The organism is Mycolicibacterium neworleansense (assembly GCF_001245615.1).
Classification (GTDB): domain Bacteria; phylum Actinomycetota; class Actinomycetes; order Mycobacteriales; family Mycobacteriaceae; genus Mycobacterium; species Mycobacterium neworleansense.
Genome location: NZ_CWKH01000003.1, coordinates 631389 through 645810, shown reverse-complemented (window position 1 = coordinate 645810; position 14422 = coordinate 631389). Strand labels below are relative to the sequence as shown.

14 protein-coding genes and 1 tRNA gene are annotated in these 14422 nt (G+C 64.5%); 6 read left to right on the top strand and 9 right to left on the bottom strand.

The window, feature by feature from the left end:
- Nucleotides 1-222: 222 nt before the first annotated feature.
- Complete coding sequence (locus BN2156_RS27640) at nt 223-1386, top strand: Cmx/CmrA family chloramphenicol efflux MFS transporter (protein WP_090518130.1); 1164 nt, start codon at nt 223-225, stop codon at nt 1384-1386.
- Here the strand turns inward: BN2156_RS27640 and BN2156_RS27635 are convergent.
- The 4 genes from BN2156_RS27635 to BN2156_RS27620 form a co-directional block, all read right to left on the bottom strand.
- Nucleotides 1349-2221 carry a winged helix-turn-helix transcriptional regulator gene (locus BN2156_RS27635; RefSeq protein WP_090518611.1) on the bottom strand — a complete coding sequence of 291 codons (873 nt, stop codon included), beginning with the start codon at nt 2219-2221 and terminating at the stop codon, nt 1349-1351. The genes BN2156_RS27640 and BN2156_RS27635 overlap by 38 nt on opposite strands.
- Nucleotides 2222-2255: 34 nt before the next feature.
- Nucleotides 2256-3707, bottom strand: coding sequence for a carotenoid oxygenase family protein (locus BN2156_RS27630; RefSeq protein WP_090518129.1), 1452 nt, complete (start codon nt 3705-3707; stop codon nt 2256-2258).
- Nucleotides 3704-4918: an acetyl-CoA acetyltransferase gene (locus BN2156_RS27625; RefSeq protein ID WP_090518128.1), complete on the bottom strand. Its 1215-nt coding sequence runs from the start codon at nt 4916-4918 to the stop codon at nt 3704-3706. Before BN2156_RS27625 ends, BN2156_RS27630 begins: the two co-directional genes overlap by 4 nt.
- A gap of 109 nt (nt 4919-5027) precedes the next feature.
- A complete protein-coding gene (locus tag BN2156_RS27620) occupies nt 5028-5264 on the bottom strand; it encodes a hypothetical protein (protein ID WP_090518127.1) in 237 nt (78 codons plus the stop codon).
- A 313-nt stretch (nt 5265-5577) separates the two neighbouring features.
- On the opposite strand from BN2156_RS27620, the gene BN2156_RS27615 reads away from it, so the two are divergent.
- A complete protein-coding gene (locus BN2156_RS27615) occupies nt 5578-6396 on the top strand; it encodes a mycofactocin-coupled SDR family oxidoreductase (protein ID WP_090518126.1) in 819 nt (272 codons plus the stop codon).
- A 61-nt stretch (nt 6397-6457) separates the two neighbouring features.
- On the opposite strand, the gene BN2156_RS27610 is transcribed toward BN2156_RS27615, so the two are convergent.
- Nucleotides 6458-7174, bottom strand: coding sequence for a DUF1326 domain-containing protein (locus BN2156_RS27610; protein ID WP_090518125.1), 717 nt, complete (start codon nt 7172-7174; stop codon nt 6458-6460).
- Between the two features lie 105 nt (nt 7175-7279).
- Here BN2156_RS27610 and BN2156_RS27605 point away from each other — a divergent pair, with 105 nt between their 5' ends.
- Nucleotides 7280-7717, top strand: a complete 438-nt coding sequence (locus BN2156_RS27605) for a rhodanese-like domain-containing protein (RefSeq protein WP_090518610.1) — start codon at nt 7280-7282, stop codon at nt 7715-7717.
- A gap of 6 nt (nt 7718-7723) precedes the next feature.
- Here the strand turns inward: BN2156_RS27605 and BN2156_RS27600 are convergent, their stop codons facing one another.
- Together BN2156_RS27600 and BN2156_RS27595 are read right to left on the bottom strand one after the other, a co-directional pair.
- Nucleotides 7724-8248 carry a hypothetical protein gene (locus BN2156_RS27600; protein WP_090518124.1) on the bottom strand — a complete coding sequence of 175 codons (525 nt, stop codon included), beginning with the start codon at nt 8246-8248 and terminating at the stop codon, nt 7724-7726.
- Nucleotides 8235-9176 carry an oxidoreductase gene (locus tag BN2156_RS27595; RefSeq protein ID WP_090518123.1) on the bottom strand — a complete coding sequence of 314 codons (942 nt, stop codon included), beginning with the start codon at nt 9174-9176 and terminating at the stop codon, nt 8235-8237. The genes BN2156_RS27600 and BN2156_RS27595 overlap by 14 nt, the downstream gene beginning before the upstream one ends.
- Before the next feature lie 565 nt (nt 9177-9741).
- Here BN2156_RS27595 and BN2156_RS31560 point away from each other — a divergent pair.
- From BN2156_RS31560 to BN2156_RS30620, 3 genes are all read left to right on the top strand, one after another.
- On the top strand, nt 9742-9942 hold the full coding sequence (locus BN2156_RS31560; protein WP_090518122.1) for a site-specific integrase: 201 nt from the start codon (nt 9742-9744) through the stop codon (nt 9940-9942).
- Between the two features lie 47 nt (nt 9943-9989).
- A complete protein-coding gene (locus BN2156_RS30625) occupies nt 9990-10469 on the top strand; it encodes a hypothetical protein (RefSeq protein WP_131725216.1) in 480 nt (159 codons plus the stop codon).
- 297 nt (nt 10470-10766) lie between these two features.
- Complete coding sequence (locus BN2156_RS30620; protein ID WP_131725215.1) at nt 10767-11498, top strand: hypothetical protein; 732 nt, start codon at nt 10767-10769, stop codon at nt 11496-11498.
- A gap of 513 nt (nt 11499-12011) precedes the next feature.
- On the opposite strand, the gene BN2156_RS27580 is transcribed toward BN2156_RS30620, so the two are convergent.
- A tRNA-Arg gene (locus BN2156_RS27580) sits at nt 12012-12084 on the bottom strand.
- Between the two features lie 120 nt (nt 12085-12204).
- Entirely contained in the window at nt 12205-14322 is a 2118-nt protein-coding gene (locus tag BN2156_RS30770) for an FIVAR domain-containing protein (RefSeq protein WP_159402870.1), read from the bottom strand.
- Between the last annotated feature and the right edge of the window lie 100 nt (nt 14323-14422).

The following is a 14422-nucleotide window of genomic DNA, read 5'->3' as shown; positions in this document are numbered from 1 at the left end:
TGGCCACTCGGCCGGCCGGGAGTCAGACGAATTCGGTTGCGTTCCGGCCGCGGGCGTTTAGTAGGGTGGCGGCATGTCGAGCCCGGAAGCGCATGAGATGGGGGCTTTCGGTCACGCCGTCAGCCCCCGCAATCACTGACTCCTCAGGTCCTTCCGCGCCTGTTGGGTGCTGACCGTGGTGACGAGACGTCTCCTGTTCGTTCTCTTACCTCGGAGCCCTCGATGCCTTTTGCTCTCTACCTGCTTGCCCTGGCCGTTTTCGCCATGGGCACTTCGGAATTCATGCTCGCCGGACTGGTTCCGGACATCGCCGCCGGCCTCGGTGTCACCGTCGGCGCCGCCGGTTTACTGACCTCTGCGTTCGCGGTCGGCATGGTAATCGGCGCACCGGTCATGGCGGCACTCGCGCGCCGGTGGCCGCCACGGACCAGCCTGCTCGGGTGCGTGGTTGTCTTTGCGCTCTGCCATGTCGTCGGTGCGATGACGCCGAACTTTCAGGTACTCTTCGCGACCCGCGTGATCGCCGCGCTGGCCAATGCTGGGTTCTTGGCGGTGGCGCTGAGCACCGCTGCCACGCTGGTGGCGGCCGACCGAAAGGGACGCGCGCTGTCGATCCTGCTCGGCGGCACGACAGTGGCCACGATCGCGGGCGTCCCGGGTGGCGCGATGCTCGGTGCGGTGTTGGGATGGCGGGCGACGTTCTGGGCGATTGCCTTGCTCTGCCTCCCCGCAGCTCTCGGCATTCTGCACGGGATTTCTAGTCGTGCCGAAGGGTATTCGGGACGGGTCCCGGATGCGCCATCGCTGCGCGACGAGCTGGCTCAGCTCAGATCGCCTGGGCTGGGATCGGCGATGCTGCGCGCTGCCCTGGTCAATGCCGGCACGTTCGCCACGTTCACCTTCTTGGCGCCGATCGTCACCGGCACCGCGGGACTGGGAGAGCTGTGGGTGCCGGTGGTCCTGGTGCTGTTCGGCTTCGGATCATTCCTCGGGGTCACCGTGGCGGGCCGCTTCTCCGATGACCGTCCCGGCGTGATCGTCGCGGCGGGCGGCCCGCTGCTGCTTGTCGGCTGGATTGCGTTGGTGGCGTTAGCCTCCCATCCCGTCGCGGTGCTGATCCTGGTCTTCATCCAGGGCATGTCGGCCTTCGCCGTCGGCAGCACCCTCATCGCCCAGGTGCTTTACGCGGCATCCCGCGCCGTCACGATGGGCGGCTCGTACGCGACGGCCGCGCTCAACCTCGGGGCCACCTGCGGGCCGATGCTGGCCGCCGCCTCGCTTACCGGTCCGGCCGGCAACCTCGGCCCCGTGTGGGTAACCGTCGCGCTGACCGGGCTCGCGGTGCCGCTCATGGCAGTTCGACAGCGGACACGGTTGGCCCGGTGAGCCGCTGACCGCACTGATCACACCTCAGCGCCGGGGAAAAGGTGTGGCCCCGGTGCGCGTGGGTGAGGATCACGGCGGGGCCTTCGGCGGCTGGGAAGGACCGTTGCGCCCAGGCCAGCGCCGTCACCAACACCGGCAGGAATGCCGCGCCTTTCGGTGTCAGCCGGTACTGCTTGTCCTCATCGGTGGTGGTGAGGATGTCGTTGGCCCGGAACGTCTGCAGGCGGTCGGCAATCGACGCCGGCGGGGCGGCCAGTACCCGTTGGAACTCGGAGAATCGGCTGGTACCGGTGAAGGCCGCGACCAGGATCGCGAAGGCCCAGCGATTTCCCAGCACACTCATGGTCTGCGGGAACAGGCCCGACGGTGAGTCGCGCCGATCGTCGGCGGATCGGCGTCGGGTCGTCGTCGTGGGCAGTGACCGCGACCAGCCTCCGCTCGGTCCCCAGGCGGCGGTCACGTCGCCTGCCGCCGCCGGGTCTCCGCACCCGCTGCAACTGAGCACTGGTGTGAACTCCGCGCCGCAGCCCAGGTGCCGCATCGCCGGCAGTGGCTCACGGTGTTCGGGCACCCAGTGGCGTTCCCACTCCCAGATGGACACCAGCACGGGCCACAGCGCCCGGCCCCGCGCGGTGATCAGGTACTCATCACGTGGCGGGCGCTTCTGGTAGCGGTGCCGTTGTAGCAGGCCATCTTCGGTGAGGGACGCGAGACGGCGGGTCAGGACTGAATTGGAGATCGGCAGCCGGGCCGTGAACTGCCCGTAGCGGGTGGCGCCGAGCAGGGCCTGTTGCATCACCAGTAGCGTCCACTCGTCGCCGACCAGGCCCAGCATCTGCCCGACGGCATTGGGCCCGCCGGCCGGTGCGTCAGTCACGCACCAGCCATCGGCGCAGCTGGTCACCGGGCGCCCAGGTGGAGTGCGTTCCGCTGGAAACCCGTTCCGGCAGAGCCAGTTTGCACACCGGTCCGTCGGTGACCCTGGCTGCGTCGAAGACCAGGCAGTAGGAAGCGTCGTCGTTCATGTCTGTGGTGATGGTGACCAGATAACCGTCGTCCTCTGCGGTGCTGCCCGTACGCGGCGCCATCGCGGTCTCACTGCCGAACACCCCGTCGTCGAAGGTGTAGCGCTGCTCAGATCCGGTGTGCAGGTCGTGGCGGACGAGTCCGTCGAACAGGAACCAGCCGGGCTTGCCCGTGGCGGCATAGGCGTAGCGGTAGTCGCGGCCGGCGTGCCCGGGGTTGATCATGCCGAATTCGGTGATGCTGTCCGACAATTGCTCCTCGCGGGTCTGCCCGGTGACGAGGTTGAACCGCCAGCGGTGCAGCCGGGTCTGCATTTTGTCGAGCGCCAGGGCCGGTGCCGCATTGCCCTGGAAGAATCCGTCGAGCACGATCTCGTCGCCGTCCTCGTAGGCATTGGTGAAATGCAGGACGTAGGTGGTGTCGGCCTCGAACCACCGGACGTCGCCGGTGGCGCCGCGGCGGGGGAGGACTGCGAACCGGGATGGCATGTCGCGGTGCAATTTCGGCAGATGCACGTTCTTCTTGAGGAACTCGGCGTCCCAGAACAACGGAAAGTCGTTGAGGATCACGTAGTTCTCGGTGAACGCCATATCGTGGGGCAGCCTGGGCCCGGGCAGTTCCACGTCGACGTAGTGCACCAGCTCGTTGTCGGCATCCACCACGCCGTAGTGCATGTACGGCGCCTGCTTGCCGTAGTTGAAGAACAGCAGTTCGCCGGTGGCGTCGTCGGCCTTGGGGTGCGCCGACACGCCCCATTCGGCGGGGAAGGTCCCGCCCCAGTCCTCCTTGCCCAGGCTGGCACCGGTGTACGGGTCGACGCGGTACAGGTCGCCGCACTGGTAGAAGCTGGTCAGTGCCACCCCGCGGTGCACCGTCACGTCCGTGCTGGAGGCGTCCTTCATCAGGGTGCGGGCACCCCAGCCGTGGTCGCGCTTGGCCAGTTCGACGGGCTCGGCGATCCCGGGCCACAGCGGCCCGCCTGCCTCGTTTTCGGCCAGGAAGCCGTCGGTGCGGATGAACCTGTTGCGGTAGAACGCTTTTCCGTCACGGAAGCCGACGATGTGCAACATTCCGTCCCCGTCGAACGGGTGGTAGGTCTGAAATGCCGGGTGCAGCGGGTTTTCGGTGTTGCGCAGATAGACCCCGTCGAGGTCCGGCGGGATCTCACCGTCGACGACCAGCAGGTCCTCGGCGTCGAATTCGGTGGTCTGCGGGCGCCATGCCCCGGTGCGGTAGGGATGTGTGTCGTCCTCGGGCAGGGTGGACAGGAATTTGGTCACCACTTCGATGTTCACGCGCTGATTCCTCTCACGACGAAGCTGACGGTGGTCGCGGTGCTGCCGCCGAAGTTCAAGGTGCCGAAGGTCTTTGCGTTCTCCACCTGGTAGGGCCCGGCGGTGGCGCTGACCTGTTTGGCGGCGTCGAGCAGCATCCGCACGCCGGATGCGCCGACTGGATGTCCGCCGCCGATCAGCCCGCCACTCGGGTTGATCGGCAGTAGCCCGCCGATCTCGATCTCGCCGTTCTCGATGGCCTTCCAGGATTCGCCGGGACCGGTCAGCCCGATGTGGTCGATGGCCAGGTACTCGCTCGGGGTGAAGCAGTCGTGGACCTCGAACCCGTCGAGGTCCTCGAGGCTCACCCCGGCGCGGCCGAATGCGTCCAGCACGGCGTGCCGGACGTGTGGCAGCAGGTATGGATCCGCGGCGCTGTGGTCGAGTTTCTGACGCAGGCCGAGGCCGACAGTGCGGTGGCCCCAGCCGTCGATGCGGGCTATCGGGCGGGTGCGCGGGTGTGCGCGCAGATAGGAATCGCTGACGAGCACCAGGCCCGCCCCGCCGTCGGTCATCTGGCTGCAGTCCCACCGGCGGAGCCGGCCTTCGACCACCGGATTGTTCGCGCCGTCGTCCCCGATGGGATCGGGCACCGTCCAGGCGCGGGTCTGCGCGTTGGGGTTGGCTCGCGCGTTGCGGAAGTTCAGCGCCGCGATGGCCCGGAGGTGCTCGGGGTCCAGGCCGTAGCGCCGGTCGTACGCCTCGGCCACTTCGGAGAACATCGATGGCCAGACGAACTTGGCGTCGTCGGCTTCGTGGCCGGTCCAGGCGGCTGCGCCGAGGTGCGCGGCGGCGACGTCTCCGGGCACGGTCTTCTCCAACTCCACCCCGAGTACCAGGGCGCTGTCGTAGGCGCCGGAGCGCAGCTCGGCGATGGCCGCGAGGACCGCGATGCTGCCCGACGCGCACGCGGCCTCGTGGCGGGAAGCCGGGGTGCCCCACAGGTCGGGGTGCACGGTGGCGGGCATGGCACCCAGGTGGGCCTGACCGGCGAACAGCTCGCCGAAGGCGTTGGCGACGTGGACGACGCCGATGCCGGTGGCGTCGATGCCGGCGCGGTCCAAGGTGTGGTCGACGACTTCGCGGGTGAGCCCGGCGAAGTCGATCTGCTCGCGGGTCAGATTGCGCGCGAAATCGCTCTGGTATCCGCCGAGAATCCAGACGTCCTCCATGGCTGCGACGCTACTACAACTAAGAGAGTGACTCGAGAGGAAAAAAATAACGCCGTGGCGGAATCCGTTCTCGAATTCACGCCACGGCGTTACCCGTGGTCATGCCGACTCAGTCGTCCCAGCCGCCGTGTCCGTGTCCATGGCCGCGGCCGTGCCAGCCGTTGTCCCAGCCGTTCCAGCGGCCCCAGCCGGGACCTTCCACGCACGCCTGCACGTACCCGTACGGTCCGGTCGCGCAGATCTCAGGACCGGCCGATGCCGGAGCGGCTGCTGCGACTGCCACACCGACCGGTACCGCCAGCGTGCCCAGCCCGATTGCCGCGACCTTCTTCAGTTTCGAACGCATCTTTCTCGCCTCCGGGTTTGTTAGCTGTGTACGAGCTCAAGACCCCCGTCTGTAGATAACATTAGTGCATCTCATCATGTTCCTGGGAATCGCCTGGGGCCACGCAGTACAGCCAATTTGCTCTCCGGGAGCTCCTCCCGGTCAGGCCATTGAATTCATTTGCCAAGGCAAATAGGGACGTGTTGTGGCTTCTCGGAGTGTTGCCAGCCAGGCCGCGTTGCCCGTGGGGCGGATGGGGCAGCCGACGGCGTCGACGAATTTTGCCGTCGGCGCCGGTCAGCATTCCAAGGACCGAACTAGTGGAGGAAAGTGCATGGGAGCGCTCGACGGCAAGACGGCACTGGTGACCGGAGGAGCGCGCGGGCAGGGCCGCGCGCACGCCACGACACTGGCGGGCGAAGGCGCCGACATCGTCGTGTGTGACCTCGCGGCGCCGGTCGAATCGGTCGACTACCCGATGCCTACGCCGGCCGATCTGGAGCAGACCGTGGCGGAGGTGTCCGCGCTCGGTCGGCGCTGTTCGGCGGTGACCGCCGACGTCCGCGACCTGGCTGCCATGCAGGCGGTGGTGGATACCGCCGTCGCCCAGTTCGGGGGCATCGACGTGGTGATCGCCAATGCCGGGATCGCCAGCAGCGAGCCGATCGCGACGATGTCGGTGCAGCGGTGGCAGACCATGATCGACATCAACCTCACCGGGGTGTTCAACACATTCCGGGCGGTCTTGCCCCATCTGATCGAGCGGCGGTCCGGGCGGATCGTCGCAACCTCGTCGATCGTCGCGGGCACCGGCGCGACCAACTCGGGGCACTATGCGGCGGCCAAAGCGGGGGTGGTGGCCCTGGTGAAATCGGTGGCCTTCGAAGTCGCCGAGTACGGCATCACGGTCAACGCGGTGCTGCCGTCCGGAGTGAACACGCCGATGATCCACAACCCGGCCACCTACAAGGTGATCCGGCCGGACCTGGAGAACCCGGGCCTCGACGACGTCCAGGAGATGTTCGCCCAGGGGCGACCGCGGCCGGGGCTGCTTGAGCCGCAGGATGTCGCCGAGGCCGTGCTGTACCTGGTTTCGGACCGCGGCCGGCTGCAGACCGGCGAGTCGATGATCCTGTCGAACGGCCTGAACTGAGCGTTGCGATCCGGGGCCGGGCGGAGGCTGCGGTGCCTCCGCCCGGCTTTCGCGGACCGGCTCAGCAGCCGCAGGTGCAGGACGACGACTGGGCTTGCTCGCTGGACTCACCGGGACCGGCGTTCTCGGTCCCGGGGCGCCAGTCGAACGGGAAGTGCTTACTCGATCCGCCGCGGTGCTCGTGTGACCAGTCGAACCCCACGGAGTGGTCCTCCTTGACCACTCCCCACGTCGCGACCTGTCCCGGTCCGACCTCTGCGCCCGGGGCATTGGTCGTGGTAACCCGGCGATTCGGGTCGGATGTCGGACCGGTCAGTGCCTCCACCTTCAAATCGACCTTGCCCGGAATCTCGGCGCGCCAGTAGGCAAGGTCATCGGCGGCCTCGAAACTGATGGGGGCGTATTCGATGCCGCGCAGTTCCTCGATCAGGCTGCCGAATTCGGCGGGCCAGCCGCCCTCCTTGCCAGTGAAGATGCGCTCGAGTGCATCCCGCTGGGCTGCGTCGCCCTTTTCGTCGATGTAGAACATCAACTTCATCGTCGCGTTCGGGTCGCCGATCCACATGTTGCCGGCGAACTCGCCGAGCGCGATCACGCTGAGGCCCGTCAAATCGGTGTCGCCGTAGTGTCCTTCGCGGACGTGCCACACCAGGGTGAACAAGCAATCTCCGTGTGTCGGCTCCTGGGCGAAGCTGCACGGGCAGGGCAGCTTACAGCTGCACACGTCGAACCACTCTCCGCGCAAATGCCAATCGACCTGCGTCGACGAAGTTGTCATCGATCCCGCTCCTTCTGTTGGATACCCCTGGGGGGTATGGACACGGCGACCGTAGCACCGCCGAAGCCTGGTGTGCAAGTACCCCCTAGGGGTATGGCTGTCGGCATGCTGAAGCGAATGTGCGTGGCGGCATCGGCGGTCGTTGCCTCGGTGTCGCTGGCGTCATGCGGCGTGTCGGCAGGCCCGTCTCCGGCCGGCTCCGCCGGGTCCTCCACGGTCGGAACTGCGCCCCACCGGCTGCTCGGCCCTGACGATTTCGCCACTGCCATAGGGCAATCCGACACATTGACCGTCAACGTCCACGTGCCGTTCGAAGGCGACATCCCCGGCACCGACCTGTCGATTCCCTTCGACCGGGTCGCCGAACATTCCAACCGGCTGCCCACCGATCGGGGCGCCCCGATCGCGATCTACTGCCGGAGCGGGCCCATGAGCGCGACTGCCGCCGAGACGCTGAAGTCGTTGGGCTACACCGATGTGGTCGAACTCAAGGGTGGGATGAAAGCCTGGCAGGCCAGCGGTCGACCCCTCGTCGGGAACTGACCGTTATCAATCCGTGGACAGGGTGAGCAGACGCCGCAGGATCCACACGACCCGCGCGAGTGACGCCACGGCCGCGATCGCCGCCACGGCGATCGTCGCCTGTATCCACCAGTAGCCGGCATCGACATTGGCATCGGTCGTCAGCCCGACGAGCGCGGCGGTGAACAAGGCGAACAGGGTGGGCAACGCCGAGACGAATGCCGTGCCCACCCGGCGTTTGTCATCGGCGGGTAAGAGCTTGTCCACCGTGGTCATCGGTGTGCGCAGCAGATTGACCAAGATGGAGATGCTGGTCAGCGTGAACCCGCCCATCGTGGCGGCCACCGTCGCCACCACCTGGAATGCGGTGCGGCGGACATCGTGCGGAACCTCCGTCAGGGCCCACGGTAACCAACCGGCCCGGCCCAATGCCAGCCACCCGCCGACGACGATCAGCGCGAGCAACCAGTCCGCCCACTGGTGACGAACCCAGTTGTGCTGCAGCTTCTCCCAGAAGCTGAACTGCACCACCGGCCGCTTATTCGTGTTCATCTTCTGGTACTTCGATCAATGTGTCGGGATATCTCACCGCTTCGCCGGCAACCTCCGGGACGGCCGACAACAGATACTCGCGATTACGAGACAGCGACTGCCGCAACAGCTCTCGCGCATATGCAGTCGATCGCACCGGATCGTTCAACCGGTCGGCGTCGACCACGGTGCGCTCGACGAACCTGTCCTCCAGCAGGTCGACGGACTGCTGGGTGCCGCTGACCGATCCGACGACGCGCGCACTCTCGAACTCCGACAGTGCGCCGGAACCGCGCAGGTGGTCGACCAGCTCGCGCAGCCGACGGCGGATCGCGTCCTTCTGCGCTCCGGTGCCACGGCGGCCGACCGAGATCCCGATCCGGACGACGCCGTCGAGGGCCAGCGCACGCGCCCCGTCGAGTGCCTGGACCCAATCACCGCCGACGAGGTCCCGGTTGATGCGATTGGCCGGGATCGCCACGTCGACCCTGGACACGCTCATCTCATCGAGCGCCTGATCGAGGTTCTGGGTGAGGACCGGCTCGATACCGACCTCGATTCCGAGCTTGTACTCCAGATAGTCGACCAGGCGCCGGGCCCGCGGTCCGTCACCGCTTGTCAGCATGGCAACGATGTTGCGCTCACCGAACAGGCAATACGTCGGTTCCAGCAGACCTTCGTCCGGAGTCAGGCCGATCGCGCGCCGGGCGCCCGCCGCGCTGCCGATGCTGGGCAGATTCTCCCGTCGCACCTTGTCGAGGATCAGCATCCGGTCGTCGTGTGTGCCGTGCGCGATGAGCAACATGCCGTCCGGGCAGCGGCGGTAGCGGTTGAGACGGTCGGCCTCGGCCTGGCTGAGCCGGCCCACCACCTGCTCGGCCGGGAACTCACCTGGTAGCGGCGTGCCGTCCGGCTGCAAAAGCCGCCAGTACTGCACCGTGCGGTTCACCCATATCCCCCTGATGTCGATCTGCCGATGACGCTACTGGGGTCTGCCGACAAGATCGGGGAGTCACGAAACCTCATCCGAGGTCATACACGAGCTGAGTGCCCCCGGCAGGATTCGAACCTGACAGATGCGGGCCGCACCAACTAGCCGAGTGACCTGCAATTACGTTGCTGCACCGTCGATTACGGCACTCTGGTTTCGTACCAACACGCGCAACTGAGCACCCTTGCTGATAGCGATGGAAAGCACGTTAAGAGCACGCGGGTAGTTAATCCGCAGGTTCGCGCGCAGTATGTCAGGAACCAATTTCACATCTTGAATCAGAGGAACCGAAACGTGTTGGAACTAAGCAGCGTCCAAGATTTAGACGCACATGAGCAATCGGACGTTGCAACCAAGCCGCGCAACCCCAAGTACAAAGGGACCAAAAAGGGCCACCGTGGTTGGACGGTGCGCAAGCTGCCACGCGGGAAGTATCAAGCGTCCTATGTCGGCAGGGACAACATGCGCCATAAGGCTGACGGCACGTTCGATAGCAAGATGAATGCCGAAGGTTGGCTAGCCAATGAATCGTCCTGGTGTCCATCTGCACGACCTGCGTCATTTTGGTGCAACGATGCTGTCTCACGTGGGTGCAAGTGCGGCAGAGGTCCAAGCGTTCCTAGGCCATTCGACTCCACACATGGCAATGCAGTACACAGCGGCCACGGATGAACGTCGGACGCTTTTAGCGCAGCGCATGTCAGAGTTGGCCGAATCTGCGTAGCGGCGTGTCTGTCCAGCGCGAACGAGCAGAATGGGAAAATCCCCAACATGACGGGAGACCCAATCTGGCTCAAGATCGCGTTAGGTACGGTCCCGGTACTTGCTGCCGTCATTGCGGGGTACTTTGCGGTAAGCAATACGCTAAACAAGCGAGTGGAGCGTCTAAAAAATCTCGTAGAGATACAGAATTCTCAGACCATTGACGATCCACTACACACTGTGCAGCGCTTGATATTTCGGGAACTCTCAGACCTTGAACTAGAACTGAGCCCGTCAAGCAAATCGGCCAGACGCTATACGATCCTTTTCTACTGTTCGTCGATGGGGTTTTATATCAGCTGGACGCTGTTCTTCTTCGAATACAAGTTGCACATCCCCCCCCCCGCCGTAATCGTCTCCACGTTGGCAGGTTTCGTGTTCCACGCAAGCGCGAGCAGAGCATATGACCGTGCCAAGGTGGAGCGAAACAGACGGATCGAGAAGCTTGACGCGCAACAACAACAAGCGTTGCGGGACAAATGGTTGTAACGATCCCCTGTCAGTAAAACTGCAGATGGTTCCCCATGTGGCAGGCCTGCAACCTGACGGGGTAGAACCAAACACGCAGGTGAAACGTTCAACGGTCAAACGCAGGCGACACCGGGGGGTTGCAATGCTCATCTGCACTCAAACGTGTGTCCGCCGTGCGTTGTTGGTTCGTGGCTGGCTTTGGGTGGCGGGCTTGCTGTCGCGTTGGTTTTTGGTTCGGCAACGGCGTTGCCTCACTGTGTTGTGCGCGTCTGCGTGGGGGCTGTCGGTTGCGTCAGTTAAGTTTGAGCCGTGTTAATGGCTGAGAGCTTCATTGAGCGCAACCCTTGGTTTCCTGGTGTTGCTGTGGCGGTGGGATTGTTCATCCTCGCTACCTGCATCACCTTATTCCTTCGCCACAGGGACAAAGATTCAAAGCACTTGGATTACCGTGTGATGTCGGATACGCCAATATTCTCTGGCAGTGACCGGCCGCATCACTTGAAAGTCACATATTTCGATGAGTCGGTTTCTGATCCACGTGTTACATTCGTACGATTGAAGAATACCGGCAAGCAAGTCATTCGACCGGCCGACGTGCTGACTAAATTCACGATTTCACGAGGACAGGCCAAGTTGCTAGATACCAAGCTCATGAATGGATCAGCTATGGACCTTGTGCATTTCGACAGAGATGCAACAACGGGCCAACTCGAACTGGAACTAAAAACGCTCAATGCTCATGATTGGTTCGAGCTTCGGTTGATTTATGACGGTGGCGTATCTGATCGCTTATTGGTTTCCGGTCGGCTTGATGGTCAGACGAGACCGTCTGCTGTTTATCGAGAGCGCGATAGAAAGCAAATCATTTTTGATGTGCTATCTGGGCTTGCCGCAATGGGGTTGGGTGCCGGTATCGTAATCGGTGTCTCTTCCGCAGTTCAAGGGTTCGGAAGCAACAGCACATCACTCGCAGTTGTGGTTACACTGATTACGTGCATTGCCCTTGCGATGTTAGCGTTGGAATTCATTACCATTGAGCGGGATTAGCACTCACCGGTCAATAAACTTGTCCAGGTCGGCTTTGCGGAACTTGATCAGCTTTGGCCCAACCCGCAGAGATTTCAATCTGCCCCGCGCTATGTAGTTGCGTACTGCGCGGCTTCTTTGAGTGATGGCAGTTTTTCAGTCATTGTGTACCCTTTTGCGTTGGTTTGTGGTGGTAGCCAACGCTCTAGGTGGAACACGGTTTTGTGCGTTCTGCGGTTTTTAGTGATTCGTGGAAGTGGTTGAATACCCACTGATTCAAAACACTGCGCGACCGTTGCGTATCCATGGCGGGCTAGGCCATGTGAAATATCCTAACCCGAATTGGTAGGAAACGTGCATATCCTGTTATTAACTGAATCCCCCTGGGGAGCCGCCGGCGCTGTGGTGGGGTAGCTGTGGCTAACGGTCTGCCCGCGTGGTGTCGGTAGCTTGAAAGCACGCGCAGAGCACGCGGCTTGCGCTCGCTACCTTCTAAATAGCCCGCTAGCTGCGGGTATTTGATTTTCAGTTAAGTGCCCCCGGCAGGATTCGAACCTGCGACACCGGCTTTAGGAGAGCCGTGCTCTATCCCCTGAGCTACGGGGGCGAGGGACCTGCCGAAGGAAAACAGGCGTCGAAAACCCACAGGGACGATTCATGCTAGTTGGCGGACGGTGAATCGGTGGAATCGGGGCCATCGCACCTGGTCCTCATCGGACACCCATGCTCAACACATCGGAAATGTCGAACACTTGGGTGCCTTTGTCCTTGGCTGTTCGGGCGCCTGACGTGGACCCGGATCGGACCGCGGAGCCTCGCGTGCGGGCGGTGCCTGCCGCTCGGGCCGCTGCCGAACGGGAGCCTCATGTGAAGGCGGTGCCTCTCGGACCGGCGCCTGCTGGACCGGCGCCTGGTACGAGGGTGGTTCTTGCCGGGCAGGCGGTTCCTGCCGAGGCGCCTGCTGGACCGGGGCCTGTTGGACCGGCGCCTGCTGGATCGGGGACTCAGGAGCAGGAGTCTCCGGTGCGCTGCGCTGCCGGGACGGCTCCTCGGGGGCCGGCGCCTCCTGCGCGGGTGGTTGCGGCGCGGGGGCCTCACGAACGGGCTTGTCCGGCTGAGGTGCCGAGTCCTCACGGGGAGATGTGGCCTCAGGGCTGGGTGGGGTAACCGGTTTCGGTGCGGACGGCGGCGCCTCTGCAGGGGCGTCGGCTGTCGACGGCTTCGGTGCGGACGACGGGTCCCCGCCATGGTCCCGGTCGTCCGCCTTCGGCGGGACTGCCGTCTCGCCAGAGGACGGATTGGAGTCCGTTCCCGGCGAGATGCCGTCCGGTCGCGGCTGCCGCTTGCCCCGCGGGTTGTCGGCGGTCGGCGGTGAGTAGGCGGGCACCGGATCAAGTTCGGGTGCGTTGAAACCGGGTGCCACTTTCGACGGCGGTGTCGACGGCACAGGAGCCGTCAATGCCGGTGGTGCCACTGATGTCTCGCGGTTCGTGGTTTCTGTGTCGGGTCGCTTGAGCAGCGCCGACTCCAGCGGGGGCCCGGTGAGGGTGGCACGCCGCGGGGAGAGCTCCCTGGTGAAGTCGCGGGTGGATTTGTCGGCGAGGCTCTTCATCAACGGCCCAGAGGTGGCCGTCGCCTTGTCGTCGGAGATGAACTGTGACAGTGAGGCATTGAGGTTCACCACGGGGGAGGAGACGCGGATGTCCACCTTGACCACTGGGTTCGGGAGGCGCGCCCAGTCGCGGTGGCGCGGATTGTGCCAATCCCGGTTCCGGTTCCAGTCGCGGTACCGATCTGGGTTGAAACCGTGGGCCTTGTTCCACTGCGTGCGGCGGTACACCGGATCGTGGATATGGAACTTCCACTGGTAGTACTGCTTGTACGGGTGATGGCGGTCGTACCAGTCCTGCCTGCGTGGGTCACCCGGGTGATCGCGGCGCTGGCCCCATTCGTTGCAGCCGTTGCGGTCCCAGCCATGGCGGTCATAACCCGCCCAGTTGTAGCCGGCCCAGTTGTAGCCCCACCGGTCGTAGCCCCAGCGGTCGTAACCCCAGCGGTCATAACCCCAGCGGTCAAAGCCCAGGAAATCGAAGCCGTACCGGTTGTAGCCACCGAGGCCGTAGTTGTACCAGTCGTAGGAGTTGTATCCGTAGAGCTGCCCCCAGGACGGGTCGTAGTAACCCAGGTACCCGAGGTTCGGAGTCAACGGCGGATCAACCGGCTGGGGCCAGTCCGCCGCCGGGGCGAGGGGAACATCGGGCGGCGGTGGGATGAAGTCGTTCCCAGCCGCGCCCGGGTACCCCCAGGTCGGCGCGGACCCGGTCGTCAGCACCGCGTCAGGCACCTGCGGTGCCGCAGGCGGTGCCTCGGGTGGCGCGGGCAACGGCGCGAGTTGTAGCACTGACTCGGGTGTGTACTGCAGGAGTTGTTGTGTCAGTTGAAGATAGAGGTTCTGCAGACTGGTTCGCTCAGGTGACGGCGCCAGGTAGTCCAGGTCCTGCTTGGCTTGATTGAGTGCCGTGCGCGCGTCGGTCAGCTGATCCGGTGTCGGCTGCTGGCCGCTCCCGAGGATGTCCTGTGCCTTCTTCAAGTCATTGACGACGGCTGCCAGGGCAACCTCTTGCGCGTGGTCGGGGAAGATCGCCTTCTGAACGCCCCACAAGGTGCCTCCCGGCGAGGTGGTGTACGTCGCGCCCAGCAGCCCGGCGACGAGAAGCACCACCAATCCACCCGCGATGGCCGACTTGCCTCGGCGTGACCGGGGGATGAGCCTGCGTCGCCGCGGCAGCGGCTCAGCGGGCTGCAGGGACCTCAGGTCGAGGGGTGGGGGCACGAGCGCAGTCATGTCGACCTCCTTGATGACGACCAGTGACCTGGTCACATCACTCCCGACCGCGTGATTTCCAGATGCTCGGGCGCCGATGATCGACCCCCGGTATGTATGC

Excerpts from the sequence above, each read along its gene's own strand:
- BN2156_RS27640 (WP_090518130.1), top strand. The coding sequence starts at position 223 with ATGCCTTTTGCTCTCTACCTGCTTGCCCTGGCCGTTTTCGCCATGGGC.
- BN2156_RS27635 (WP_090518611.1), bottom strand. The coding sequence starts at position 2,221 with ATGCTGGGCCTGGTCGGCGACGAGTGGACGCTACTGGTGATGCAACAG.
- BN2156_RS27625 (WP_090518128.1), bottom strand. The coding sequence starts at position 4,918 with ATGGAGGACGTCTGGATTCTCGGCGGATACCAGAGCGATTTCGCGCGC.
- BN2156_RS27620 (WP_090518127.1), bottom strand. The coding sequence starts at position 5,264 with ATGCGTTCGAAACTGAAGAAGGTCGCGGCAATCGGGCTGGGCACGCTG.
- BN2156_RS27615 (WP_090518126.1), top strand. The coding sequence starts at position 5,578 with ATGGGAGCGCTCGACGGCAAGACGGCACTGGTGACCGGAGGAGCGCGC.
- BN2156_RS27610 (WP_090518125.1), bottom strand. The coding sequence starts at position 7,174 with ATGACAACTTCGTCGACGCAGGTCGATTGGCATTTGCGCGGAGAGTGG.
- BN2156_RS27605 (WP_090518610.1), top strand. The coding sequence starts at position 7,280 with ATGCTGAAGCGAATGTGCGTGGCGGCATCGGCGGTCGTTGCCTCGGTG.
- BN2156_RS27600 (WP_090518124.1), bottom strand. The coding sequence starts at position 8,248 with ATGAACACGAATAAGCGGCCGGTGGTGCAGTTCAGCTTCTGGGAGAAG.
- BN2156_RS31560 (WP_090518122.1), top strand. The coding sequence starts at position 9,742 with ATGAATCGTCCTGGTGTCCATCTGCACGACCTGCGTCATTTTGGTGCA.
- BN2156_RS30625 (WP_131725216.1), top strand. The coding sequence starts at position 9,990 with ATGACGGGAGACCCAATCTGGCTCAAGATCGCGTTAGGTACGGTCCCG.
- BN2156_RS30620 (WP_131725215.1), top strand. The coding sequence starts at position 10,767 with ATGGCTGAGAGCTTCATTGAGCGCAACCCTTGGTTTCCTGGTGTTGCT.
- BN2156_RS30770 (WP_159402870.1), bottom strand. The coding sequence starts at position 14,322 with ATGACTGCGCTCGTGCCCCCACCCCTCGACCTGAGGTCCCTGCAGCCC.